The 24,269-nt window shown below is 72.5% G+C and carries 27 protein-coding genes; 13 read left to right on the forward strand and 14 right to left on the reverse strand.

Going from position 1 to position 24,269, the window contains the following annotated elements; genetic code table 11:
• Positions 1-25: 25 nt before the first annotated feature.
• Positions 26-358 (reverse strand): rhodanese-like domain-containing protein, encoded by a 333-nt coding sequence (locus E1291_RS11820; RefSeq protein WP_131737832.1) that lies wholly within the window; start codon positions 356-358, stop codon positions 26-28.
• 49 nt (positions 359-407) lie between these two features.
• Between E1291_RS11820 and E1291_RS11825 the strand changes: the two genes are divergently transcribed.
• Positions 408-869, forward strand: coding sequence for an SSI family serine proteinase inhibitor (locus E1291_RS11825; RefSeq protein ID WP_131737806.1), 462 nt, complete (start codon positions 408-410; stop codon positions 867-869).
• Positions 870-1,328: 459 nt separating this feature from the next.
• Here E1291_RS11825 and E1291_RS11830 read toward each other — a convergent pair whose 3' ends face one another.
• Both E1291_RS11830 and E1291_RS44590 read right to left on the reverse strand, forming a co-directional pair.
• Positions 1,329-2,231 carry a hypothetical protein gene (locus tag E1291_RS11830; protein ID WP_131737807.1) on the reverse strand — a complete coding sequence of 301 codons (903 nt, stop codon included), beginning with the start codon at positions 2,229-2,231 and terminating at the stop codon, positions 1,329-1,331.
• A complete protein-coding gene (locus tag E1291_RS44590) occupies positions 2,228-3,898 on the reverse strand; it encodes a sigma-70 family RNA polymerase sigma factor (protein ID WP_278045253.1) in 1,671 nt (556 codons plus the stop codon). Before E1291_RS44590 ends, E1291_RS11830 begins: the two co-directional genes overlap by 4 nt.
• A 127-nt stretch (positions 3,899-4,025) precedes the next feature.
• On the opposite strand from E1291_RS44590, the gene E1291_RS43880 reads away from it, so the two are divergent.
• From E1291_RS43880 to E1291_RS11845, 3 genes are all read left to right on the forward strand, one after another.
• The gene (locus E1291_RS43880) at positions 4,026-4,604 is read left to right on the forward strand and encodes a hypothetical protein (RefSeq protein WP_242614096.1); all 579 of its coding nucleotides are present in this window, start codon (positions 4,026-4,028) and stop codon (positions 4,602-4,604) included.
• Positions 4,605-4,606: 2 nt separating this feature from the next.
• Complete coding sequence (locus E1291_RS11840) at positions 4,607-6,820, forward strand: bifunctional polysaccharide deacetylase/glycosyltransferase family 2 protein (RefSeq protein WP_278045254.1); 2,214 nt, start codon at positions 4,607-4,609, stop codon at positions 6,818-6,820.
• Between the two features lie 242 nt (positions 6,821-7,062).
• Entirely contained in the window at positions 7,063-7,671 is a 609-nt protein-coding gene (locus E1291_RS11845) for a TenA family protein (RefSeq protein ID WP_131737808.1), read from the forward strand.
• A gap of 4 nt (positions 7,672-7,675) precedes the next feature.
• On the opposite strand, the gene E1291_RS11850 is transcribed toward E1291_RS11845, so the two are convergent.
• The gene (locus tag E1291_RS11850; protein ID WP_131737809.1) at positions 7,676-8,758 is read right to left on the reverse strand and encodes an alkene reductase; all 1,083 of its coding nucleotides are present in this window, start codon (positions 8,756-8,758) and stop codon (positions 7,676-7,678) included.
• A gap of 30 nt (positions 8,759-8,788) precedes the next feature.
• Entirely contained in the window at positions 8,789-9,181 is a 393-nt protein-coding gene (locus tag E1291_RS11855) for a RidA family protein (RefSeq protein WP_131737810.1), read from the reverse strand.
• 101 nt (positions 9,182-9,282) lie between these two features.
• On the opposite strand from E1291_RS11855, the gene E1291_RS11860 reads away from it, so the two are divergent.
• Positions 9,283-9,777: a MarR family winged helix-turn-helix transcriptional regulator gene (locus tag E1291_RS11860; RefSeq protein ID WP_131737811.1), complete on the forward strand. Its 495-nt coding sequence runs from the start codon at positions 9,283-9,285 to the stop codon at positions 9,775-9,777.
• 22 nt (positions 9,778-9,799) lie between these two features.
• Here E1291_RS11860 and E1291_RS11865 read toward each other — a convergent pair whose 3' ends face one another.
• The 4 genes from E1291_RS11865 to E1291_RS11880 form a co-directional block, all read right to left on the reverse strand.
• On the reverse strand, positions 9,800-10,501 hold the full coding sequence (locus E1291_RS11865; protein WP_131737812.1) for a GOLPH3/VPS74 family protein: 702 nt from the start codon (positions 10,499-10,501) through the stop codon (positions 9,800-9,802).
• A gap of 130 nt (positions 10,502-10,631) precedes the next feature.
• A complete protein-coding gene (locus tag E1291_RS11870; protein ID WP_131737813.1) occupies positions 10,632-12,959 on the reverse strand; it encodes a heavy metal translocating P-type ATPase in 2,328 nt (775 codons plus the stop codon).
• Positions 12,960-12,991: 32 nt separating this feature from the next.
• Positions 12,992-13,921, reverse strand: coding sequence for a DUF8832 domain-containing protein (locus tag E1291_RS11875; protein WP_131737814.1), 930 nt, complete (start codon positions 13,919-13,921; stop codon positions 12,992-12,994).
• A gap of 33 nt (positions 13,922-13,954) precedes the next feature.
• Complete coding sequence (locus tag E1291_RS11880; RefSeq protein ID WP_131737815.1) at positions 13,955-14,161, reverse strand: heavy-metal-associated domain-containing protein; 207 nt, start codon at positions 14,159-14,161, stop codon at positions 13,955-13,957.
• Between the two features lie 642 nt (positions 14,162-14,803).
• On the opposite strand from E1291_RS11880, the gene E1291_RS11885 reads away from it, so the two are divergent.
• Positions 14,804-15,904 (forward strand): endonuclease/exonuclease/phosphatase family protein, encoded by a 1,101-nt coding sequence (locus E1291_RS11885; protein WP_242614093.1) that lies wholly within the window; start codon positions 14,804-14,806, stop codon positions 15,902-15,904.
• Here E1291_RS11885 and E1291_RS11890 read toward each other — a convergent pair.
• Positions 15,893-16,234: a hypothetical protein gene (locus E1291_RS11890; protein WP_131737816.1), complete on the reverse strand. Its 342-nt coding sequence runs from the start codon at positions 16,232-16,234 to the stop codon at positions 15,893-15,895. The two genes, E1291_RS11885 and E1291_RS11890, sit on opposite strands and share 12 nt — an antisense overlap.
• Between E1291_RS11890 and E1291_RS11895 the strand changes: the two genes are divergently transcribed.
• Positions 16,220-16,612, forward strand: a complete 393-nt coding sequence (locus tag E1291_RS11895) for a hypothetical protein (protein WP_207400692.1) — start codon at positions 16,220-16,222, stop codon at positions 16,610-16,612. The genes E1291_RS11890 and E1291_RS11895 overlap by 15 nt on opposite strands.
• A gap of 61 nt (positions 16,613-16,673) precedes the next feature.
• On the opposite strand, the gene E1291_RS11900 is transcribed toward E1291_RS11895, so the two are convergent.
• The gene (locus tag E1291_RS11900; protein ID WP_131737817.1) at positions 16,674-17,999 is read right to left on the reverse strand and encodes a WD40 repeat domain-containing protein; all 1,326 of its coding nucleotides are present in this window, start codon (positions 17,997-17,999) and stop codon (positions 16,674-16,676) included.
• The gene (locus tag E1291_RS11905) at positions 17,996-18,664 is read right to left on the reverse strand and encodes a hypothetical protein (protein WP_131737818.1); all 669 of its coding nucleotides are present in this window, start codon (positions 18,662-18,664) and stop codon (positions 17,996-17,998) included. The genes E1291_RS11900 and E1291_RS11905 overlap by 4 nt, the downstream gene beginning before the upstream one ends.
• Positions 18,665-18,875: 211 nt before the next feature.
• Between E1291_RS11905 and E1291_RS11910 the strand changes: the two genes are divergently transcribed.
• The 3 genes from E1291_RS11910 to E1291_RS11920 all read left to right on the forward strand — a co-directional run bounded on the left by E1291_RS11910 (position 18,876) and on the right by E1291_RS11920 (position 20,620).
• Positions 18,876-19,070 (forward strand): hypothetical protein, encoded by a 195-nt coding sequence (locus tag E1291_RS11910; protein ID WP_131737819.1) that lies wholly within the window; start codon positions 18,876-18,878, stop codon positions 19,068-19,070.
• 121 nt (positions 19,071-19,191) lie between these two features.
• Positions 19,192-19,635 (forward strand): hypothetical protein, encoded by a 444-nt coding sequence (locus E1291_RS11915; protein WP_131737820.1) that lies wholly within the window; start codon positions 19,192-19,194, stop codon positions 19,633-19,635.
• Between the two features lie 121 nt (positions 19,636-19,756).
• The gene (locus tag E1291_RS11920; RefSeq protein WP_131737821.1) at positions 19,757-20,620 is read left to right on the forward strand and encodes an Fpg/Nei family DNA glycosylase; all 864 of its coding nucleotides are present in this window, start codon (positions 19,757-19,759) and stop codon (positions 20,618-20,620) included.
• 11 nt (positions 20,621-20,631) lie between these two features.
• Here the strand turns inward: E1291_RS11920 and E1291_RS11925 are convergent, their stop codons facing one another.
• Positions 20,632-21,504 (reverse strand): sigma-70 family RNA polymerase sigma factor, encoded by an 873-nt coding sequence (locus tag E1291_RS11925; RefSeq protein WP_131737822.1) that lies wholly within the window; start codon positions 21,502-21,504, stop codon positions 20,632-20,634.
• Positions 21,505-21,581: 77 nt separating this feature from the next.
• Between E1291_RS11925 and E1291_RS11930 the strand changes: the two genes are divergently transcribed.
• Complete coding sequence (locus tag E1291_RS11930) at positions 21,582-21,866, forward strand: hypothetical protein (RefSeq protein ID WP_131737823.1); 285 nt, start codon at positions 21,582-21,584, stop codon at positions 21,864-21,866.
• 90 nt (positions 21,867-21,956) lie between these two features.
• A complete protein-coding gene (locus tag E1291_RS11935) occupies positions 21,957-22,670 on the forward strand; it encodes an FMN-dependent NADH-azoreductase (protein WP_131737824.1) in 714 nt (237 codons plus the stop codon).
• On the opposite strand, the gene E1291_RS11940 is transcribed toward E1291_RS11935, so the two are convergent.
• Positions 22,619-23,233 (reverse strand): ATP-dependent Clp protease proteolytic subunit, encoded by a 615-nt coding sequence (locus E1291_RS11940; RefSeq protein ID WP_131737825.1) that lies wholly within the window; start codon positions 23,231-23,233, stop codon positions 22,619-22,621. The two genes, E1291_RS11935 and E1291_RS11940, sit on opposite strands and share 52 nt — an antisense overlap.
• A gap of 85 nt (positions 23,234-23,318) precedes the next feature.
• Here E1291_RS11940 and E1291_RS11945 point away from each other — a divergent pair, with 85 nt between their 5' ends.
• Positions 23,319-24,269 (forward strand): LysR family transcriptional regulator, encoded by a 951-nt coding sequence (locus E1291_RS11945; RefSeq protein ID WP_131737826.1) that lies wholly within the window; start codon positions 23,319-23,321, stop codon positions 24,267-24,269.

The raw sequence follows: 24,269 nt of genomic DNA on the forward strand, positions 1-24,269 counted from the left end.
CAGGGACACAAAACCCTGAAAGCGGTCAGGCCACGTACGGGGGTCCGTCGCCGCCGTTCTCCATCGGACGGCCCGCCTCGGCCCAGCCCTTCATCCCGCCGTCGACGTTGCGGGCCAGCCACCCCGCCTGGTTGAGCGCGACCGTCACCTGCGCCGACCGCGCCCCCGACCGGCAGATCACGAAGACCTCCTGGTCGCGCGGAACCTCCGCGGCCCGGTCGCCCAGCTGACCCATGGGGATGTGGACGGCCGCGGGCGCGTGCCCCGCGTCCCATTCGTTCTGTTCACGGACATCCAGCAGGTAAGCGTCCTGCGGAACGTCCGCCGCGACCACCGCCGGCACGTCGTCCCCGAAAATCATCACACCCCCATGGAACCGCGCGAACCCCCGCCGCGTCGAATCACGTATGCGGTATCGGACGCTCCTTTTCACGACGCCCGGCCTCGCCATGATCTTCTCACTGGCCGCCTGCGGCGACGAACAGTCCACGAGCCACTTCGCCGACGGACCCTCGGGGCCCGCCACCGTCCAGCCCTCCGGCCCGCCGGCGGACGCGCTCACCATCCAGGTCAAGGCCTCCGCGCAGGCCCCCGCCAAGACCTGGACCCTCAACTGCGCCCCCACGGGCGGCGACCACCCGAAGGCCGCCGACGCCTGCGCGGCGCTCGCCAAGACCAAGGAACCCTTCAAGCCCGTGCCCAAGGACCAGATCTGCACCGAGATCTACGGCGGTCCCGAGATCGCCACGGTCAAGGGCACCTGGGAGGGCAAGCGGATCGACACCCGCTTCACCCGGCAGAACGGCTGCCAGCTCCACCGCTGGAGCGCGGTCGGCGCCCTGTTCGGCGACGTCCCCAAGGTCCGCTGAACTTATTGCAAGCCCGGCCCACTGCGCTCGCCTGGCGGCTCGCTCCGTGACCGATCTTGGTGCGAGCGCGCTGTGTTCACTGCAAGCCCGGCCCACGAGCTCGCCTGGCGGCTCGCCCGTGACCGTTCTTGTGCGAGCGCGAATCGCTTCGCGATCTTCCCGGCGGGGCTCGCCTTCGGCATCGCCCCGCCGCTCAGGGGGCGCGCTCGCGTGACGGCCGAGGACCATGGTCAAACGGGCCTTGGATCCAGGTCTTTCAGGTCGTGGTCCTTGGCCGTGCCCCCGCCCTTGGCCTTCAAGACCTTCCAAGTCGGGCTCGTTGCGGTCCCGGCCCCGGGGAGGTCATGCGCTCGCGTGACGGCTGAGGATCGTCCCTCTACGGGGCTTGGGATCCTGGTCTTTCAGGTTGTGGCCCTTTGCCGTGGTCTCCCGGCGGGTCAGGTGCTCGGGGGCGGTGTTCTAGTGGGCTTTGCCGCGGGGGTGGGGGGCCTTGTTGTGGCCTCGTCCTTGGTCGCTCTGCCGGCGGTCGGGGTGGGCGCCGGCTCTCTTGGCGCTCGGCTGGTCGGTGGGAGCGACGTCCGGTGAGGGGCTGCTGCCGTTGCCGTCGTTCCCGTCCGGTGTGGGGCTGGGCGCGCCGCCGTAGCCGCTGTTCTGCTGGTCCGGGCCGTTCTGCTGGTCCGGGGCTTTCGGTCCACCGGGACCCGCGGGATCGTTCATGTCGCCCGGTTGGTTCGGTCCGCCGTCGTCGCCGTTCTGCTCGTGCTTCTTCGGCTTCTTGGCCTTCTTTGACTTCTTGGGCTTCGGCTCCTTGGTCTTCTTCTCGCCGTCCTTGCCCTTGCCGTCGGTGCCCTCGTCCTGCTTCGACCTGGGAGTGGGGCTGGTGGGCGGCGTCCCCGGCGCCGGCGGCGACCACGGGCCGCTCGACCGGAGCGGTCCGTACGACCGGTCGTCGATGATCCGCGGCGGACGGTGCGTCGGCGCCGGTGTCGGCTCCTGGCCGGGCAGGTGGCCGGTGCCCGCCGCCACGGCGACCCCGCCGCCCACGGCCAGGACGACGGAGGCGACCGCGACCTTGACCGTCACGAACCGGGCCACGCGGGGCCTGTACGCCCGCGCCCGCCTGGGCGCCTGGGCGGACCGTGCGGACACGAACGCGGCGACGGCCGCGTCCTCGCCCGCGAGCTCTTCGGGGGCGGCGGGCGCGGCGGCGGCCGCCAGCAGTTCACGCAGCCCCACGGGACCTGGAGGAACGTCCTCGGTCCGCAGGGCGCCCCTATCCCGGGCAACGTCGGACACCGCCCCGTCGAGCAGCCGCTCGGCGGTCCGGGGATCGAGCCGTCCGGCCCCGTGGTAGTCGTTCATCTCACACCTTCAGCGCCGCTCCCGCCGCCTTTGTCACCCCGGCACACGGGAATCGCCCCCGCCGTCCCCCCGGACGGGCAGCCGCCTCCGGTCTTCACCGCCCCCCTCGACGCCGGGACCCCGGCCCCGCCGGGCCCATCGGACGGCACCCTCTCGGCCGCCGCCTTCATCGGCACGCCGGTTATGGGACAGACCACGGTGAAGGACGGCTCCGCCTCATCCTGGGCCGCGCGCCCACTCTCACCGTCCGCGCTAGAACCGGAGGGTGTCGCGCCCGACGCCTCGTGCTTCGCCTCACCCTCGGAGACCGCCTCCGCCTCGGCACAGGCCGGACATGCACTCGTGGCCACCGCCCCGGGGTCAGGACGTCCGGCTGCACCAGCGGAACTCTGCTCCTCGCCCGCTTCTCCGTCCTCGGGACGAGTTTCAGCACCCGGCCCCTGCCGCTCCGCCTCGCCCACGGACGAGCCCTCTGCGGCAGCCTGAACCGAACCCTCGACACCAGGCGATCGTCGCTCCGGCTCCCCTCGGGGCGAACCCGTCTCATCGGGCACGGCGGCGGGCGCTGAACGGTCCGCTCCACCCGGCGGAGCGTCTACCGCTTCGGCGGGGGCCGGACCTCCGGTCGCGGCCGGAGCATCCCGAACCGGCCCGTCCGGGAGCGGATCCCCTGCCGTGGAGGCGCTCGGGCGAGCGCTGGCATCGGCGGCCGGGCGGCTCGCCACGCCCGAGTGCGTGTCGTTCGTCACGACCGGAAGTGGCCAGTTATTCGCGCTGTGACCAGCCGGTCGGCGTTCCGTTTCGGCTGCGGCCGGACCCTCTGTGGTGGGTAATGGACGGTCCGCCGCGCCCGTCCGCGGTGCGGAAGGACGGACCTGCGGACGGGCCGCGCCGCCTGGCTCGCGCTCGTCCGGTCCGCGCTCCTCTGGACGGTGCGCCGGACGTCCCAGCGCACCCGGTGATGGGGCGCCCGTGGCCGGACGCGTCACGGGAATCGGCTGTTCTGCCTGGTCAGCGGGCGGACGCTCCGGCGCGGTAGGGGCGGCGCGCGGGGCCGGGACGACGGTGGAGGCGGCCGGAGGACGGGGGTCGCCCGTGGCGGCGAGGCGGTCGGCCAGCCGGCGCAGGCCGCGGTAGGCGGCGGTGCGGACGGCGCCCGCGCGCTTGCCGAGGACCTTGCCCGCCGACTTGGCGTCCAGGCCCATCACCACGCGCAACAGGACGGCTTCGGCCTGGTCACGGGGCAGTCCGGCGATCAGCCGCAGCGCGTCCTCGGTGGCGATGCCGTCCAGGGCGACCGACTCGGTGTCGGCCTCGGCGGCGACCGTGACCAGCTCTTCGACGGGCAGGTCGGCGGCGGGGCGGCGGGACTTGCGGCGCAGGTGGTCCAGGGCGCGATGCCGGGTGATCGTCGCGGTCCAGCCGCGGAATCCGTCCAGGTCACCGCGGAAGGCGGGCAGGTCACGGGAGATCTGCAGCCATGCCTCGGAGGTGACGTCCTCGGCGTCCGCGCCGACGAGCGCGCCCGCGAAGCGGATCAGCCGGGGCTGGACGTCGCGGTAGAGCAACCGGAAGGCCGCCTCGTCGCCGCGCTGTGCCGCCCGCAGAGCATGGTCGAGCTCGTCCTCCTTCCCGGTACCTTCTCCTCGCGCCTCCGCTTTTGTCACCGCCACATTGTGCAGGGATTTCCGGTTTGATGTGACGGGAAGCCCGGGTCCGGCGCTGAAGGTGTGAACGCCCAAGGCCAGAGCGCTTCCGGGCCGGTTCCCTCCACCGCGCGAAGTGACGGTAAAGATGATCAGCGATGCCCCCGCACAGCGTCCGGTGCCGGACGAGTCGCCGGCCGTGGACGGGGCGCCCGCCGCGCCCGCGGAGCCGCTCCCTGACACCCCCGCGGCACCGGCCCCGGACGGCGGTGGGACGGCCCCGGGTTCGCCCGTCTTCGTCGACCTGAGCGGCCGGCGGCAGCGCGTGGGCCGCCGCCTCGGGGTGGCCGCCGCGGCGCTCATCGCGGTGTTCCTCGGGGCGCTCGGCATGGGCGTGGCGACCGGCGCGGACGTCCCGCTGACGGCCTGGCACGACCAGCCCCGCGAGCATCGCACGAGCAAGACGCGGCCGAGGGAGCACGCGCCCGGGCGGGCGGAGGGCAAGGCCATCAAGCGCGGCGCTCCGAAGCCGGTGCCCGCGGCGCGGCGGCCAGGTGTTCCGGCGGCCACGCCCACCGGAAGGCGCAGGACCGCCGCGAACCCGACGTCCCGGTCGACGCCGCACTCCACGAGCAGGCCGACGGCGACGGCGACGCCCACCCCGGCCACGACCCGTCCGGGCAACGCGCAGACGACCACGCCCGGCACTTCGAAGAACCCCCGCTGACGGTGCGGCGCAGTGAACCGCGCGGCCACTGGGTCCTGCTCCTGCTCGGTGGTCTCGCGCTGACCGTGTGCCTGCTGCTGGACGGCTACGCCCACGGCGCGGTCGGTGAGGCGCCGCACGAGGAACCGGCGCACCCGGTGCCCGCGCCGGCCGAGGTGACCTCGGGCGGTCCGGTGGTGAAGCTGGTGGACGGCACGCCCCACAGCCTCCGCATGCCCGCCCGGACGATCGCGCTGACCTTCGACGACGGCCCCGACCCGGAGTGGACGCCGCGGCTGCTGGACGTGCTGCGGCGCAAGGGCGCGCACGCGACCTTCTTCACCGTCGGCGCGCGCGTCGCCGAGCATCCGGACCTGACGCGGCGCATCCTCCGCGAGGGCCACGAGATCGGCTCGCACACGTACACGCACGTGGACATGGCGACGGCTCCGTCCTGGCGGAACAAGCTGGAGCTGGACCTCACGCAGCGCGCGCTCGCGGGCGCGGCGGGAGTGCACACGAACCTGATGCGGATGCCGTACTCGTCCGGTCCGGACGGCCTGACGGCGCCCGAGTGGGGGGCGGCGCGGCGGGCGGCGAAGGACGGGTACATCATCGCGCTGACCGACCGGGACACCGAGGACTGGGCGAAGCCGGGCACGGAGAAGATCGTCCAGGCGGCGCTCGCGGCGCAGCGGCGCGGCGAGGGCGCGGTCGTGATGCTGCACGACGCGGGCGGCGACCGGACCCAGACCCTCGCGGCGGTCGAGCAGATCATCGACCGGCTCGGCCCGCGCGGCTACCGCTTCACGACGCTGACCCGGGCGCTGGGCCTGCCCGCCGCCGACGTGCCGGTCGCGGGACGGGAACGGGCCGCAGGCTGGACGTTCGTGGCCGCGCAGCAGACCGCGGCGGCGCTGACGGGAGCGCTCGGCGGGCTGTTCGGGGTGGCGGGCGTCCTGTACACGGCGCGGCTGTTGCTGCTGCTGGCGCTCGCGCACGTGCACGTCCGCCGGGTCCGCCGCGACCTGCCCCGGGGCAGGCGGCGGGCGCGGCGGTCCCCGCCGGGCGGCGACGGGCGCGTCCGCGGGGCGCCGGTGCTGCCGGGCGTCCCCGGGTACGACGAGCTGCCGCCCGACCCGTTCCCGCCCCTGTCGGTGATCGTGCCCGCCTACAACGAGGAGGCGGGGGTCGCGGCGACGGTCCGGTCGCTGCTCGACACCGACTATCCGGGCGAGATCGAGGTGGTCGTGGTGGACGACGGGTCCGCCGACCGCACCGCCGCGATCGTCGCCGGGCTCGCGCTGCCCCGCGTCCGGCTGATCCGCAAGGTCAACGGCGGCAAGCCGAGCGCGCTGAACGCGGGGATCGCGGCGGCGTCCGCGGAGGTCCTGGTGCTGGTGGACGGCGACACCGTGTTCCAGCGCGACACCCTGCGCCACCTCGTCGCGCCGCTGGCCGACCCGCGGGTCGGCGCCGTCAGCGGCAACACCAAGGTCGCGAACCGCCGCGGCCTCATCGGCCGCTGGCAGCACCTCGAGTACGTGATCGGGTTCAACCTCGACCGCCGCATGTTCGACGTGCTGCGGTGCATGCCGACCGTCCCGGGCGCCATCGGCGCGTTCCGCCGGTCGGTCCTCGCGCGCGTGGGCGGCGTCCCCGGTGACACGCTCGCCGAGGACACCGACCTCACCATGGCGATCTGCCGGACGGGCCTGCGCGTGGTGTACGAGGAGAACGCCATCGCGTGGACGGAGGCGCCGTCGTCGCTGCGGCAGCTGTGGCGGCAGCGCTACCGCTGGTGCTACGGCACGATGCAGGCGATGTGGAAGCACCGCCGGTCGGTCGTGGAGCACGGCGAGTCGGGACGGTTCGGCCGGCGCTGCCTGACCTACCTGGCGGTGTTCCAGGTGGTGCTGCCGCTCTTCGCGCCCGCCGTCGACCTGTTCGCCCTGTACGGGGTCCTCTTCCTCGACCCGGTCGCGCCCGTGCTGATGTGGACGGCCTTCGTCGGGGCGCAGACGGCGGCGGGCGGCTACGCGCTGTGGCTGGACGGCGAGCGGCTGCGCCCGCTGTGGGCCCTGCCGCTCCAGCAGGTCGTCTACCGGCAGCTGATGTACCTGGTCGTCGTGCAGTCGGCGGTCACCGCGCTGCTCGGCGCCCGGCTGGGCTGGCACACGATCCGGCGCACGGGCACGTTCGCGGACGCGCCGGGCGTCCAGCCGACCTCGAAGTGATCCCGGCCCCCGCCGAGACGGACGCGGGGCCGGGAACAAACCCGCGGGGCACGTTGGTTCAACAGGGTAAGCCGGTGTGCCTGGTGTCCCCGGGCCTCACCTTTCGCCTTCACGGAATACCGTCCGGCTGGAGCCGTGTTGTGCCATACGCCGAGAGGCGACCCGCGCACCGGCCCATGGGCCTCACCGGGCCGTCACGGTCCGGTGAGGCCCGTCTCGTCCCTGATGGGAGACTTGCGGGCATGAGTCTCGCGGCCCATCTGGAGAAACTCGGCCTGCCGCTGGTCGAGGAGCAGCTCGACCATCCGACCGTCCGGGGCATCGCCCGCGGTGACCTCGGCGAGGCGGTGTTCCGCTCCTGGCTGGAGCAGGACTACCTGTTCCTCCTCGACTACGTGCGCGTCTTCTCCCGGCTGGCCTGGCAGGCGCCCGCCGCGCACCTGGGCGACCTCGTCGACCTCGCGCACGCCACCTACCACGACGAGCTGGAGCTGCACCGCTCGCTGTCCGCCGGGTTCGGCGCCGACCTGGACGGCGCCCGGAAGGGGCCCGCCTGCGCCGCCTACACCGCCTTCCTGCTGGACGGCGCCGCGTCCTACGCCGATGGCCTCGCCGCGCTCTACCCCTGCATGTGGGGCTACTCCACGCTCGGCGCCCGCCTGGCCGCCGACCCGCCCGCCGAGCCCCGCTACCGCCGCTGGGTCGACACCTACGCCGACCCCGGCTTCGCGGCGCTCACCCGCCGCGTCGCGCAGATGATCGACGAGGCGGGCGGGGACCCCGGCCGCGCCGAGGCCCTGTTCCTGGAGGGCATGCGCCACGAGATCGCCTTCTGGGACGTCCCACGCTGACGGGTCAGCGCCGGACGGCCAGGGCCGGGTAGTCGGTGTAGCCCTCGGCGCCCCCGCCGTGGACGAGGGCCGGGTCGTGCTCGGCCAGCGGCGCGTCCGCGGCGAACCGCGCGGGCAGGTCGGGGTTGGCGATGAACAGCCGGCCGAAGGAGAACAGGTCGGCGAGGCCCGCCGAGAGCGCCTCCTCGGCGGCGGCCCGTCCGGTGGGCCGCGGGCCGTTGAAGTTGGCGACGAGGGTGCCCTCCCAGCGGGGCCGCAGGTCGGCGAGGGCGCGGTAGCGGCCACGCTCGATGACGTGCAGGTAGGCGAGCCCGAGCGGCTCGACCGCCGCGACGAGCGCGCGGTAGGTGCCCTGCGGGTCCTCCTCGACCAGCTCGTTCTCGGGGTTGTCGGGAGAGATCCGCAGGCCGACGCGGCCGGGGCCGACCTCGGCGGCGACCGCCTCGACCACCTCCACCGCGAACCGCAGCCGCCCGGCGAGCGAGCCGCCGTACCCGTCGGTGCGGCGGTTGGTGTTCTCGGCGAGGAACTGGTGGATCAGGTAGCCGTTCGCTCCGTGCACCTCCACCCCGTCGAAGCCGGCGCGGATCGCGTTGCGCGCCTCGGCGGCCAGGTCCGCGACCGTCGTCTCGATCTCGGCGGCGGTCAGCGCGCGCGGCGTGACGTGCTCGGCGCAGCCCTCGGCGGTCCAGATCTGCTCGGAGACGATCCGCACCGGGGACGGCGCGACGGGCGTGACGCCGCCGTCCAGGATGAGCGGATGCGTCATCCGTCCCACGTGCCAGAGCTGGGCGAAGATCCGCCCGCCGGCGGCGTGGACGGCGCCGGTGACCTCCCGCCACCCCGCGACCTGCGCGTCGGTGGCCAGCCCGGGGACGCCGGGGCCGCCCTTGGCGATCGGGCTCGGCCAGATCCCCTCGGTCACGATGAGCCCGGCCGTCGCGCGCTGGGCGTAGTAGTCCTTCGTCAGCGGGGACGGGACGCCGGTGGCGTCGTCCGCCCTCTCGCGCGTCATCGGCGCCATGACGATCCGGTTGGGCAGGGTGAGGTGCGGGCCTTCGTAGGGGCGCAGGAGGGGGCTGTCCATGATCGTGGCCTTTCGTCGGTCGGACGGGGGTCAGCGGGCGAGGGCGATGGCCTCGACCTCGATCCGCCAGTCGGGTTGGGCGAGGGAGGAGACCTCAAGGAGGGTGTCGGCGGGGTAGGGCTCGCTGAGGAACTCCTCGCGCAGCCGGATGACGTCGTCGAGGTCCGCCGCCATGTCCCGGACGAAGATGCCGATCTTGACGATGTCGCCGAGGCCCAGGCCCGCCTCGGCCAGCACCCGTTCCACGTTGCGGAACGCCTGCCGTCCCTGTTCGAGGAAGCCGCCCTCGACCGTGCGGCCCTGCTCGTCGAAGCCCGCCTGCCCGGACACGTAGACGAATCCACCGGCCCTGATGGCCTGGGAGATGCGGTACGGCTCGTACCAGTCGGGGGTGGTGGCGATGCGCTCGATCTCGGTTCCCATGACGTCCTCCAGAAATTTGCATGTACCTGCATGAGTTGCATGTACATGCAGATATTGGCACTGCATGTAGAGTGCTGTCAACGGGAAGCCGAGGTGGCGGGATGATCCCTGTCGTGAAGGACGCGTCCGTCGAGGACGCCGAGACCGCTGAACAAGCGGCGGTCGCTGTGAACCCCCGGGCGGTTCCGGACGCCAGGGTCTGGGACGGCGTCGTGACCCTGCACGGCCGCGTCGAGCACCGCCTGTCGAAGGCGCTGCAACGGCGGCACGGCATCGGGCTCTCGGAGTTCCGCGCACTGTGCCGGCTCACCCGCGCCGACGAGGGCGAGCTGCGCATGCAGGAGCTCGCCGACCTCATAGGGCTCAACCAGAGCTCGGTCAGCCGCCTCGTCGCCCGCCTGGAGAACGCCGGGTTCACCCACCGCGACATGTGCCCGCGGGACCGCCGCGGCGTCTACACGGTGATCACCGAGGAGGGCCGCGACCTCGTGGCCGAGGCCACCCCCACCTACCGGGAGACGCTCGCCGAGTCCCTCGACGAGGCCGCGGCCGATCCGTCCCTGGCCTCCCTGGTCGCGACCCTGCGCGACGCCTGATCGGCCCCGCGCCCGCCCGGCCTCAGGTGGCGGGGGCTCCTCCCGCGGCGCAGGGGGACGCCGTCGTCCCCGGCCGGGTGTCGGCGATGGCCTTGGCGACGGCGTGGGCCGTCCACGCGACGGTGGTGGCGGCGATGTCGCCGACGCGCCGGTCCAGGTCGGGGTGCTCGGGGTAGAGCGCGCGGGCGAGGCCGCAGGCGTGCGCGACGACCAGCAGCGCCGCCGTCCGGGCGGCGAACGCTACGGCGGGCGCCTCGGCCGGCGCTTCGATGGGCGCACGGCCCGCCAGCGTCGCGTCGAGGCGGGCCAGGATCACGCGGCGCGGCGCCGGGTTCAGCTCCGGGTGGCTGCTGGAGCGCAGCACCCCGAGGATCCGCTGCTCCTCCTCCGCCAGGATGCCGAGCCCGATCAGCCCGTTGCGCAGCCGGACCCGCAGGTCGGCGCCGCTCAGCCGGACGACCGCGAAGGCCGCGGGCACGCCCGGAACCGCGTCGATCATCGCCAGCGCGCCGTCCAGCTCGGGATCGCGCGGCGGCGCCGGGACCGGGACCGGGCCGGGCGCGGCGGCCCGCACCCGGCCGCCGTCGACCACGATCCGGCCGGCCAGGGCCAGGTCCGCCAGGATCGCGCCGGCGAGGGCGAGATCGAGCCGCCCGGCCCCGATGACCGGACGCCCGCCGACCGGATGAATGGCCAGCAGGAGAAGCTCCTCGGCGATCCTCATCGTGGTCGTGCTCCCTTCGCCCTCACCCCCGTGTGACGATGCTGGTTCGCCCCAGGTTGCCAGAAAGGCATGGAAACGTTCACGCGCGGCCCCCCTTTTTCGAGGACCGCGCGTGATCGGGCGAAGACCGTCAGCGGGCCGCCCGGACCTCCGGCCGGGCCACCTCGGCGGGGACCGCGGCCGCGTCGGCGGTGAGCGGCCTGAACCGGCGCAGCCGCAGGCTGTTGCTCACCACGAAGACCGAGGAGAACGCCATCGCGCCACCGGCGATCATCGGGTTGAGCAGGCCGGACGCCGCCAGCGGCAGGGCCGCCACGTTGTAGGCGAACGCCCAGAACAGGTTGCCCTTGATCGTGCGGAGCGTGCGCCGCGACAACCGGATCGCGTCCGCCGCGGCCCGCAGGTCGCCGCGCACGAGCGTGAGGTCGGACGCCTCGATCGCGACGTCGGTGCCGGTGCCCATGGCCAGCCCCAGGTCGGCCTGGGCGAGCGCCGCCGCGTCGTTGACGCCGTCGCCGACCATCGCGACCGTCCGTCCCTCGCCCTGGAGGCGCTTGACGACGTCGACCTTGTCCTGCGGCAGGACCTCGGCGATGACCTCCTCGATGCCGACGGCGGCCGCCACCGTCCGGGCGACGGCCTCGCTGTCGCCGGTCAGCAGCACCGGCCGCAGCCCGAGCGCGGTCAGCTGCGCCACCGCCTCCGCCGAGGTCGGCTTCACCTGGTCGGCGACCGTGATCACGGCGCGGGCGGCGCCGTCCCAGCCCACCGCCACGGCGGTGTGACCGAGCGCCTGCGCGTCCTCCAGCGCCCGCTCCAGCTCGGGGGTCAGGTGCTGGGACCACTCGGCGAGCAGCCGCGGGCGGCCGACGAGCACGCCGCGCCCGTCCACCATCCCCTGGACGCCGAGGCCCTCGACGTTCGCGAAGTCCTCGACCGCGCCGAGCGTCCCGACCCGCTCCCGCGCGCCGCGGGCGATCGCCTGCGCGATCGGGTGCTCGGACGCGTCCTCCAGCGCCCCGGCCAGCCGGAGCACCTCGTCGGCGTCCACGCCGTCCGCGGTGACGACCTCGACCAGCGCCATCCGGCCGGTCGTGACCGTCCCGGTCTTGTCGAGCACCACCGTGTCGACGGCGCGGGTCGACTCCAGCACCTCCGGCCCCTTGATCAGGATGCCGAGCTGCGCGCCGCGTCCCGTCCCGACCATGAGGGCGGTCGGGGTGGCCAGGCCCAGCGCGCACGGGCAGGCGATGATCAGCACGGCGACCGCCGCGGTGAACGCCCCGCCGGCCCCGGCGCCGGTGCCGACCCAGAACCCGAGCGTGGCCAGGGCCAGCGCGATCACCACCGGCACGAAGATCCCGGAGATCCGGTCGGCGAGCCGCTGCACCTGCGCCTTGCCGGTCTGCGCCTCCTCCACCAGCCGCGCCATCTGCGCGAGCTGGGTGTCGGCGCCGACCCGGGTCGCGCGCACCAGCAGCCGCCCGCCCGCGTTCACGGTCGCGCCCGCCACGGCGTCGCCCGGCCCGACCTCCACCGGGACGGACTCGCCGGTCAGCAGCGACGCGTCCACCGCGGACGAGCCCTCCTCCACCGTCCCGTCGGTGGCGATCTTCTCGCCCGGCCGGACGGCGAACAGGTCCCCCACCGCCAGCCGGCCGACCGGGACGCGCTCCTCCCGCCCGTCCCGGATGACCGACACCTCCTTGGCGCCGAGCTCCAGCAGTGCCTTCAGCGCCGCCCCCGCGCGGCGCTTGGAGCGCGCCTCGAAGTAGCGGCCCGCGAGGATGAACGCGATGACCCCGGACGCGGCCTCCAGGTAGATGTTCATCGACCCGTCCGAGCGGGACATGGAGAACTCGAAGCCGTGCTTGATCCCCAGCTCGCCCGCGGTGCCGAAGAACAGCGCCCACAGCGACCAGCCGTAGGCGGCGAGCGTCCCGACCGACACCAGCGTGTCCATGGTCGCGGCGCCGTGCCGCAGGTTGGTCCACGCGGCCCGGTGGAAAGGCCAGCCCGCGTAGACCACGACGGGCGAGGCCAGGACCAGCGACAACCACTGCCACTTCGTGAACTGCAGCGCCGGGATCATCGCCATCGCGATGACCGGGACCGACAGCACGATCGCGGTGACCAGCCGGTCCTGGAGCGCGCGCAGCGCCTCGTCCCGCTCCGGCTCGTCCGCCGCCTCGTCCCCGGCCGACGGTTCGGGCCTGGGCGGCGGAGGCGGCTCGGCCGTGTAGCCGGCCTTCTCGACGGTGGCGATCAGGTCCGCCGTGGATACCCCCGAGGGGAACTCCACCTTGGCCTTCTCGGTCGCGTAGTTGACGGTCGCGGTCACGCCCTCGATCTTGTTGAGCCGCTTCTCGACGCGGGCGGCGCACGACGCGCACGTCATACCGCCGATCAGCAGCTCGATCCGGCCGGGTTCCGCGTCCGATACGGCGCCGGTCGTCATCGCTCCTCCTCCGCCTGGCTCGTTCCGGGATGTCAGTGGGTGTGGGTGTGGCCGTCCCCCGGCGTCTCCACGGGCACGCCCGAAGCCCCGGCGTACACGGTGAACTCGGCCGTCCTGACCTTCCCCTCGTGCTGGAAGTCCAGGTAGAGACGGTAGGCGCCGCCACTCGGCGCCTCGGCGTAGAACGTGATCTCCGGACCCGGCCTGGTCTTGCCGTCGCCGGGGTCCCCGTCCGGGTGGACGTGCAGGTAGGCCATGTCACCGCTGCGCAGCGCCACCAGGTGGCCGTACGCCTCCAGGTACACCTCCAGGTCCCGCACCGGTTGACCGCCCTTGCTCACGGTGAGCGTGAGCTTGGACGTCTTCCCGGGCGCGAGCCCGCCCGCCAGCGTCACCTCGTAGCCGTCGACGAACGCGGCCTGCTCGGGCTGGGGCAGCGGCTCGGGCTGGAACTCCCCGGGGGCGATGATGTCGGTGCCCAGCGTGAGCTGTTCCTTGGCGCCGACGGGCTGGATGTCGGTGAAGAACCGGTAGGCCCCCGGCTTGGGCAGCACCAGCGCGATCGCCCACACGCCCCCGCCGAGCTGTTCGGGGTGGAGGTGCTGGAACCCCGACAGGTCACGGCGCGCGATGATGAGGTGCAGCCGCTTGCCGTGCAGCGGCTTGAACCGGGTGACGGGCTTGCCGTCCGGCCCCTTGATGGTGAATCGGAAGTCGGTCAGCTCGCCGGGCTTGACCGTCGTCTGCAGGGGGCTCAGCGTGTAGCCGTTCTGCGAGACCTGGAGGCCCCCGGGGATCGCCGCGCCGGTGTGCGCGTGCCCGCTCCCGCCTCCGTGCCCGCCGTGCCCGCCCGTGTCGGCCTCGGCGCCGACCGGTCCGACGATCTTGCCGATCCCGATCGCGCCCCCGAAGGCGACGGCCAGGCCCAGCGTGTAGACCCCCAGCTTTGCCGCGGTGTTCATCGTCTTTCACTCCCCGTCGTCCGCGCCCCGGTGTCAGGGCTTGAGTTCGTACCCGGCCTCCTCGACGGCGTCCTTGATCAGGGCGACGTCGACGGGGCTCTCACTGGTGACGGTCACGAGACCGGAGTCGAGCTGGACGTCCACTGCGGTGACGCCCGCGACCTGCTCGACCTCCTCCGTGACCGCGTTCACGCAGTGGCCGCAGGTCATTCCGGTGACGGTGTAGGTGGCGGTGCTCATCTCGTCCTCCTCGAATTTACCCTGGGGGGGTATCCCGACGCCCTCATGCTGCCATAACCCGGCAGTCTGAACAACCCCTAGGGGGTAGGGGTTGTTTCGAGACTCCGGTCACACTCCCGGGCATCGCCGCCCCCCGTCCGGCAGGCGAACCGGTGGGTCGTTACGCGGAAGTTATCCACACCCCCGGGATCTTCCGGACCGACCCCGTCTCGACGGTCCGTCGACATTTGTCGAGGTATCTCCCACGAGATGCCCGCAACCGCAGGCGGATCCATGGTTGCGCACAGGGTTTTCCACAGGCTTCCACAGCCCTGTGGACGACTCCGCACAACCCCCCTGATGATTCTGAGGCACGAGACGTCACCGAGAGCGATGATCCCCAACAGCCACGCCGAATCACTGAAGTTCGCGACGGGACGTCCGGCCGAGGTCGCCGCCACAGGCCACATATCGTCCGCGTATGGAAAACCGCATACGTGCTGACAACACCACGCCGCCTTAACTGGCAGCATGACCCGAACCCCACCATCGGCACGAACGACGACCCACCGTTCGCAGAACTCCTCGTCCGGCTCGCCCGCACTCGGTCGTGGTCACCCGCCGTGGGCACGCCCACCCCACCCAGGCCCCGAGGACGCGACAGTGACCGGCAGCGAGCAAGGCCAGACGATGCCGCAGGTGGACATACTGGAGACCGAACACGACGGCATCCACGACAGGGACACGGGCACCTGGCGCAAAGGCGTCCGCCGGGCGATCAACATCGGCTCCCGGCCCGGCCCCTGGAAGCGCGGCCTGGTCCTCGCGGCGCTCGCGCTGTTGCTGGGCCTGTTCATGCTGCTGCACGCGCAGATCCCGAACCGGATCGGTCACCTCGGCAGCCTGACGGAAACATTCCTGCCGTGGTTCGGCCTGCTCGTCCCGGTGCTGCTGGCCGGGGCCCTGTGGCGCCGCTCCGCCTCCGCGCTGGTCGCGCTGCTGCTGCCGGTCGTCGTGTGGCTGAACCTCTTCGGCGGCCTGCTGAGCGACAAGTCCCACGCGGGCGCCGACCTCATCGTGGTCGGCCACAACGTCGGCGCCGACAACCCCGACCCGGCCGGCACCGCCCGCGCCCTGATCGCCTCCCGCTCGGACGTGCTGGCGCTGGTAGAGCTGACCGAGCAGGCCCGGGGCACCTACGAGAACGCGCTGGCGCAGGCGTACCCGTACCACACGGTGCAGGGCACGGTCGGCCTGTGGAGCAAGCGCCCCTTGTCGGACACCCGGCCGATCGACACCATGATGGACGTCGGACCGCTGGCGGCCACCAAACCGCTCGACGTCAAACTGGCCGACATGCGCTCACTGCGCGCCACGGTCGCCACGCCTCACGGCCCGCTGGCGGTGTACGTGGCCCACCTGGGCTCCGCACGGGTGAATCCCAGAGCGGGCTTTTCGACGGCGGACCGCGACAGGAACGCGCAGGCGCTCGGCAAGGCCATCGCCGCCGAGCGGAACGAGCGCGTGGTCCTGCTCGGCGACCTGAACGGCACCATGAACGACCGCGCGTTCACCGGCCTCACCTCGCAGTTGCACTCGGCCCAGGAAAAGGCCGGCGACGGCTTCGGCTTCACCTGGCCGGCCGAGTTCCCGATGGTACGAATCGACCAGATCCTGGTCAGAGGCGTAAAACCAAGAAGCTCGTGGGTCCTCCCCTCCACCAGCAGCGACCACCTACCAGTAGCCGCCGGCCTAACCTGGTGACCCGGCACGGATCTCCGTCCCAGAGGGCAGTATCGGCGCGATGCCGGAGAACCGCCTGCTCATCAGCAGCGCCAGTTCCGTCAATCGCTCCCCGGACGAAGTGGACGCGGGGAGCTCTGCCGCGTCCACGATGCGATCGGCCTCGGCGATCGGCTTCCCCCACGACGTGAAGAACCACAACCTTTCGCCGTCCTCCGCACGCGGCTTGCACGTGACCGTGTCCGCCGGACGCGGCACGTCCGGGCAGCACCCCGGCGCCTTCGGATTGATCACGATCAGCTTGCGACGCTGCAGAACGGTCTCCAGCCCGAACGCGTGACGCCGCGACATCAGAGCACCGAGCCGCGCATAGGCGTCAGGTTCTACGCGATGGACGCCTACCGGGTCTTGGGAGCCAACGACCGCGCGGCGGCCCATGCCACCGAGGTCCTGCGCACCGGGCGCGGCCCGGACGGTGAGGACCTGGCGCCCATGCGCATGGCCGAGGCCCGCATCACCCTCGCAGCGGTGGCGGCACGCGCTGGGGAACTGGAGGAGGCCGTCCAGCGAGGTCAGGACGCCCTTCACGCCGACCGCAAGTGCCTCCCATCGCTGTTACTGGTCGCCGACGAACTGCGGCAGGAGATCAGCGAGCGGTACCCGGCCGACCAGATGACGCGGAACTTCTCCGAGCAACTCCACGAACTGAGGCACGCGCCCGGCTCCTGACCGGACGACGAATTCGAGGTCGAACCTCACGGCCGGCGCGATGATCTGTTCGCCGGTCGGGTTAGGGGCGTAGGCGCCATAGGTGCACCGTTTCGCCGTGGCCGGTGGTGGCCAGGATGGTGCCGTCGGGGCTGAAGGTCACCGACTCGACCGCGCCGGTGTGGGCGGTGAACTTGATGAGTGGTTTGCGGGCGCCGACGTCCCACAGGCGGGCGAAACCGCCCTCGTCTCCGGTGGCGAGGATCCTGCCGTTCGGGCTGAAGGCCACCGAGTTCACGGCCGGACTGTGGTCGGTGAGTTCGGCGATCTGGGCGTGGGTGGCCACGTCCCACAACCGCACCGTGCCGTCCTGGTCACCCGAGGCCAGGGTGCGGCCGTCCGGGCTGAACGCCACCGAGAGGACGCCGCCGCTGTGAACGGGGAGGAGGGGCGTGCCGAGTGGGCTGCTGGAACCGATGTCCCAGAGCCGCACCGTGTGATCATCACCGCCGGTGGCCAGGATCCGGCCCGCCGGGCTGAACGCCAGTGCCCGGATGCGATCGGCAGCGCCGGTGAGCCGGCCGAATCTCCTGGGGATCGGTGAAACCTGCATGTCCCACAGGGTCACCACGGCACTGCCGCCGCCGCTGGTGGCCAGGATCCTGCCGTCCGGGCTGAACGCCGCCAGCCCGGCGGAGACACCGGCACCGTCGGAGCGGATCCGGGCCATCCGGCGACGGGACGGTACGTCCCACAGTTCTACGGTGCCGCCGTCCTCGCCGGTGGCGAGGGGATCGCCGCCCGGACTGAAGACCAGTGACCTGACGTGATCGAAGGTGCCGGGGAGCGGAGCGAGCGGGCGGCGGGTTCTCGCGTCCCGCAGTTCCACCGGGCTGATGCTCCCCTCGGCGGGGCCGGTGGCGAGAATCTGGCCGTCCGGGCTGAAGGCCACCGTGCCGGCGAAGCCGGTGAAGGGCACGAGAGGAGTGATGAGTGCCGGCTCCCGCGTGGTGGGCGATCCGGAGGAGGATTCGCCGACTCCGAAAGCGATCAGAAGGACGGCCACGACGCTCAGCAGCACAGGGCTGCTCCAGCGGCGGCGGTGTCCGGTGGCCGCGCCGGAAGAACCCAGTGTCACGGTGAGCTCGCCACTCGCCGTCCTCGCCGGGACCGCGGGCGGTTCGGCGCCGCGCCCTGCTCTCGGCCGAGAGGGCGGTTCGGGTGCGGCCGGCGGGGTGAACGCGGCCCTGGGCGTCGTGCGGCCCGTCCAGTCGGGGCGCCCGCGTTCCAGGGCCCATCGCGCTTCCCGCGGGGAGACCCGGTCGCGGAGTCGTCGTGCCGGGTCGTCGCCGAGCGAACTGTCCGCGAGGAGCCGGTCGACCTCGGCGAGCGCCTCATCGTCGGTCATGAGCGCGCTCCCCCCGCTCGTCGGCGGCGGAACCGGTTCCGTTGCCGGTACAGCATCCCTTCGACCGACCGGGCGGTGGCACCGTCCCCGAGGAGGTGGGCGATCTCGGCGTGGGTATAGCCCCGCGCCGCCAGGATCAGCACCGTCCGCGCCTTCTCGTCGGTGACGGTGGACAGGCTGCGCCGGGCCTCGTCACGCGCCACCAGGATGTCCTCCGGTCCGGGCAGGCCGTCGGCCTGCTGGTGGTCCGGTAAGGCCGCGACCTCGACCCGGCGGCGGCTCTCGGCCCGATGCCAGGCCAGATAGGGTCCGGGGAACTCGTACAGGCAGCCGCGGATGAAGAAGGTGTTCAGCGTCGCGCCCTCGCCGGGATCCCACTCGTCCCGGATCAGCCTGCCCCGGAGCTTGACCGCGGCGCGGCCCACCGTTTCCCAGGTCAGCTCCAGCTGATCGTCCTTGGGCCACTCGGCGCCGGGCCAGGGCAGGACGATGCCGATCCCGCGGCACTTGTCGAAGATCAGCTTTTCGCGCGTCCACGCGCCGATCACCGCGATCCCGTACCGGACGATGTCCTCTTCGAACCTTCGGTAGGCGGGCCCGGTGAACTCGTGCTCGCTCAGGAACCGCACCAGGCGCCGGTCGGCGTCCAGACGTGCGCCCGCCATTCGCACCTCTCCCGCCACCAAAGCAGACCGCGCTCATCACCTTGTCACCTTCCTTTGGGCGTGTGGTCCCTGTTGGCAGTAATAGGGCAACGCCCCCGCACACCCCACGGCGATTTCTGCGCGGGGCCCGATCCGGCCGCAGGCGTGGGGCCGGCTCCAGAGACGCCCTACTCCCCAGGGCAGAAAGACCAGCCACATAGGGAGCGATGAAATGCCCGACCCCCAGGACAAGTCCCTCATCAGCCTCCGGACGGCCGTGGTGCTGCTGCTCGCGGCGATCACCGGAATCGGAGCCGGCCTGCTCACCCTCGGATCGGGACACGACCTCGCGTCCGGCGTTCTGACCGGCGGCGCCGCGGCCGGGGCCGCGCTCGCCCTGTTCAACCAGGTCATCTCCAGCGAGTAGCCGGGGGCCCGGTGGCCGAAGCCGGACAGGGTGCCGGTGCGGTGCAGGCCAAGCCTTGACCGTGTTTGCTGATGTCTGGGATGGGCCGCTTGGGGGACGGGGGGCGTCTAGCGTGGGGGCCGTGACGTTTCTCGACGTGTTCGCAGGTTCCTGGGCGGGGACCAACGGCTTCCGTCTGATGCCCTCTGATCCGCTCGCAGAGCACCCCGCCACCCTCACCGTGACGCCCGGCGCGGGCGGTCACCTGACCTCGGTCGCCTACACCTGGCGACACCCGGACGACGGCGACCAGGAAGGGATGCTCGCCCTCGGCGAGCAGGAGGACGGCTCCCTCGTCGCCCTCTGGGCCGACTCCTGGCACCAGAAGCCCGCCCCTATGACGCTGTCGGGCAAAGTACTTGAGGCCCAGTACGAAGGCGGGTTCGCCTGGCGGATCGTCTTCGAGCCCACCGGACCGGACGAGCTGACCATGCGCATGGACAACGTCGTCCCACCCGAGTACGGCACCCCCGAGGCACCCGCCGGCCCCTACCCGGCGATGCTCATGAACCTCCACCGCGCCTAGGAGAACCCGCCGGGCCAGACGCGGGCGCCCGACCAAGTTGTGGAGGGGTCGGGTTTGGGGTGGCGATATACGCTTTGACCTGCAGTCATCGTGGTCCGCCTAGGAAGGGATCTCTGGGGACATGCCTGAGCTGCCTGAGGTGGAGGCGCTGGCGGCCTTCCTGCGCGAGCGTGTGGTCGGCCATGTCATCGCGCGGGTGGATGTGCTCGCCATCTCCGCGTTGAAGACCTACGACCCGCCCGTGACGGCGCTGGGCGGGCTGACCGTCACCGGCGCGGCGCGGCATGGCAAGTTCCTCGATCTCGACGTGGACGGCCTGCATCTGGTCGTGCACCTGGCGCGCGCCGGGTGGCTGCGGTGGCGGGACGAGATCCCGGCGCGGCCCGTCCGTCCCGGGGGTAAGAACCCGCTGGCGCTTCGGGTGCATCTCGATGACGGCAGCGGCTTCGACCTCACCGAGGCCGGCACGAAGAAGGGGCTCGCGGTGTACGTCGTGCGGGACGCGGCGGACGTGCCCGGTGTCGCCTCGCTCGGCCCCGACCCGCTGGACGCGTCGTTCACGCCCGAGGCCCTGGCCGGGATCCTCGCGGGCAGGCGCACCCAGATCAAGGGGCTGCTGCGCGACCAGAAGATCGTCGCGGGGATCGGGAACGCCTATTCCGACGAGGTGCTGCACGTCGCGCGGATGTCCCCGTTCAAGATGGCGTCGTCGCTGGACGAGGCGGACGTGGCGACGCTGCACGAGGCCATCGTCGGCACGCTGCGCGACGCGGTGGAGCGCTCTCGCGGGCTGGAGGCGCAGGACCTGAAGGGCGAGAAGAAGACCGGCTTGCGGGTGCACGGCCGGACCGGCCAGAAATGCCCGGTCTGTGGTGACATCGTGCGTGAGGTGTCGTTCGCCGACTCGTCGTTGCAGTACTGCCCGACGTGCCAGACCGGCGGCAAGCCGCTCGCCGACCGCCGGATGTCCCGTCTCCTGAAGTAGCGGCCCGTCCGCTACGTCGGGGGGAGTACGGCGAGGTCCATCGACCGGAGCCGCGCCGGGTCGGCGACGACCGTGAACGCGGCGATCCGCCCTTCCTCGACCGAGACCTCCAGGACGACCAGGAGGCGCCCGCGCGGCGCGACGACGACGCCGACCGCGCCGTTCACCAGCGCGGGTTCGGAGACGCGGGCGCGCGCGGTGTTGGTGGCCGTCTCCTCGGCGATGCGGCGGGCGCCGCGCATCTCGGCGATGGGGAGCGTCCCGGAGTCGACCCGGCGGACGGCGTCCGGGGCCAGCACGGCGAGGAGGGCGTCCAGGTCGCCGGAGCGGGCGGCGGCGAGGAACGCCTCCACGGCCGTCCGCTGCCGGACGAGGTCGGCGGCGGGCGTCGCGGGCGCCCCGCGGACCCGGCCGCGCGCCCGGCTCGCCAGCTTCTTCGCCGCGACCGGCGACCGTTCCACGATCACGGCGATCTCGTCGAAGGGGACCGAGAACATGTCGTGCAGCACGAACGCGACCCGCTCGGCCGGGCCGAGCGTGTCGAGGACGACCAGCATCGCGAGCCCGACGGAGTCGGCCAGCACCGCCTCGTCCTCCGGGCCGGTGGACGGCTCGTGCGCCGCCCCGGCTCCGTCCAGGCCGGTGAGCTCCTCGGCCCGGCGGCGCCTGACGCGCAGCATGTCGAGGCAGACGCGGCCGACGATCGTGGTCAGCCAGCCCGTCACGTTGGCGATCCCGGCGGCGCCCGCGCGGTCGGCGCGCAGCCACGCCTCCTGGACGGCGTCGTCCGCCTCGTCCGCCGAGCCGAGCATGCGGTAGGCGACGCTCCGCAGATGCGCGCGGGCGCCGTCGAACCGCGCGGCCAGGTCGTCCTGCTCGTCCATGGGTCACCTCTCATCGACGCCGGTCGTCATATCGGTGGGACGTACGACGAGGCGAGATCGAAGGGGGTACGGGAGCCGTGCCGATCATCAGATACGAGGTGGACGAGAAAGGCGCGACGGAAGTCGCCGACGCCGTCCAGAAGACTTTCTCCACGCTGGAAGAACGGCGTCCAGAAGGCGTCCGATACGCATACTACCGCGCAGCGGGCGGCACCGAATTCGTGGCCCCGCCGGACCTGGACGAGGGCACCGGCAACCCGCTGCCGGACATCGAGGCTGCTCGGAGGCCCCAGGCGGCCGTGGCCGAGCACGTCATGGGAGACGCGCCCACGCCACGGACCTTCGACCTTATCGACGCTTAAGGGGTCACCCGGTAATCACTCTGATCCCTATGCCTGCCATCCGACGGCAGGCGATTTTCGAATGCCCGAGAACGACTCAGAAGGAAGAACGTGACCTCACTGCTGCACGTGGATTCGAGCCATTCCGGTGATTCGGTCAGCAAGCGGCTGACCGCACTGTTCGCCGACGTCTGGCGGGCACGGAACGGGACGGCGGGCTACACCTACCGCGACGTGTTCGCCGAGCCCGTCCCGATGGTGTCCCCGGCCTACGTCGCCCTCGGCACCCGGGTGGAGCGGCACGGCGTCGTCCCGCTGGAGAAGGTGCACGCGCTGGTGGAGGGCGCGGACGAGGAGCGCGAGTGGGCGCTGACGCTGCCGCTGATCAAGGAGCTGCGGTCGGCGGACACGCTGCTCGTCGGCGCGCCGATGTACAACTACTCGGTGACGACCGCTCTCAAGGCGTGGATCGACCGGTTCTCCTTCCCGGGCGCCTTCGCCGACCCCGACACGGGCGCCAAGCTGCTGCGCGGCACCCGGGTCGTGATCGTCACCGCGCGCGGCGGCGCCTACGGGCCCGGGGCGCCGCGCGAGGGCCTCGACTTCCAGGAGCCCTACCTGCGGGGATACTTCGGCAACCTCGGGGTCGAGGACCTGCGGTTCGTCCACGCCGAGTTCACGCGGGCCGCGGACATCCCGGCATTGCACGCCTTCCAGGACGATCGGGAAGCCTCCCTCACCGCGGCGAGGGAGGCGGTGACCGAGCTCGCCGCCTACGCGGTGACCTCCCCGGCGTGCGTCACCACGCGGTCGACGAAGCCGTAGTCGCGGGCCTCCTCGGCGGTGAACCAGCGGTCCCGGTCCGAGTCGGCCGTGATCCGCTCGACCGGCTGACCGGTGTGGAACGCCACCCGCTGCTGGAACAGCCGCTTGGTGAACAGCATGTTCTCCGCCTGGATCTTGATGTCGGACGCCGTGCCGCCGATCCCGCCGGACGGCTGGTGCATCAGGATCCGGGCGTGCGGCAGCGCGTACCGCTTGCCCGGCGCGCCCGCGCACAGAAGGAACTGTCCCATCGACGCGGTGAATCCCATCGACAGCGTCACGACGTCGTTCGGGACGAACTGCATGATGTCGTAAATGGCCATCCCAGCGGTCACCGAGCCGCCCGGGGAGTTGATGAACAGGTGGATGTCGCGGGTCCGGTCCTCAGCGGACAGCAGCAGCATCTCGCCGCAGATCCGGTTGGCGATGGCGTCGTCGACCTCCTGTCCGAGGACGATGATGCGCTGGCGCAGCAGCCGCTGGAACACCGGCTCGGCGGCGGCCAGCGCCGCCTCCTCGGCCCTGGCGGCAGGACGGTGAAGAGCGATCGTGTCAGCAACCATGTCCCCAGCAAATCCGCAGGTCATACCGCACGTCCAACAACATTTTCCGGCGCTTTCACAACCCGGGGTTGTTAATCTGGGGAGCATGGACGCGGACCTGGCGGGCATGCGGGCCTTCGTGGCCGCCGCCGAGGAGCTGCACTTCGGGCGGGCGGCCGCGCGGCTCTTCCTCACCCAGCAGGCCCTTTCGAAGCGGATCGGCCGCCTGGAGGAGGCCCTCGGCGCGCCGCTGTTCGAACGCACCACGCGCTCGGTCGCCCTCACCCCCGCCGGGCACCGCCTGCTGCCGCTCGCGCTCGACGCGCTCGACGCGTTCGACACGGCCGTCGAGGCGGTCCGCGGCGTGCCCGTCCCGCTGCGCGTCGACGTCTACCACGAGCGGTTCACGCCGATGGAGGCCATCCGCCGGCTCGTCGCGGCGGAGCCGTCGATCACAGTCGAGCCGAGCATGCGGCAGGGCCTCGCCGCGGCGGTGCCCGCGCTGCTCCGCCGCGAGATCGACGCGGCGTTCGGCCGCGCCCACGACCTCGGCCGCCCCTGGCCGGACGAGCTCGCCCGGCGGTTGTTCTCGCTCGTCCCGCTGCACGCGTTCGTGCTCGACGGGCATCCCCTCGCGACGCGGCGGGCGCTCACCGTCGCCGAGCTCAAGGACGCCGGGATCGTCATGCCCGATCCCGGCGCCTCCACCGAGTGGCACGGCTACCTGACCCGGCTCGCCGCCGAGCTCGGCGTCCCGCTCCGGTTCGCCGAACCCGCGATCGGCATGCTCGGCTACCGGCAGCTGATGGAGCGCGAGAACCGGTCCGTCGCCGTCGCGGAGAAGGAGATGACCCTTCCCTCCGGAGACGGGATGGTGCGGATTCCCATCGTCGAGCCCGTCCCGCTGTTCCCCTGGTCGATCGTCTGGCACCGGCAGAACCGCGCGCCGAGCCTCGTCCGGTTGCTCGCCTTGCTGGAGCCCCCGGCCGTGCCGGACGGGCCGTCCTTCTGGCTCCCCGCCCTCGACCTCCGCTGGGCGCGGGAGGCCGGGCCCTGA

Origin of the sequence: Actinomadura roseirufa (genome assembly GCF_900659635.1) — a bacterium.
GTDB classification, from domain to species: Bacteria; Actinomycetota; Actinomycetes; order Streptosporangiales; family Streptosporangiaceae; genus Spirillospora; species Spirillospora roseirufa.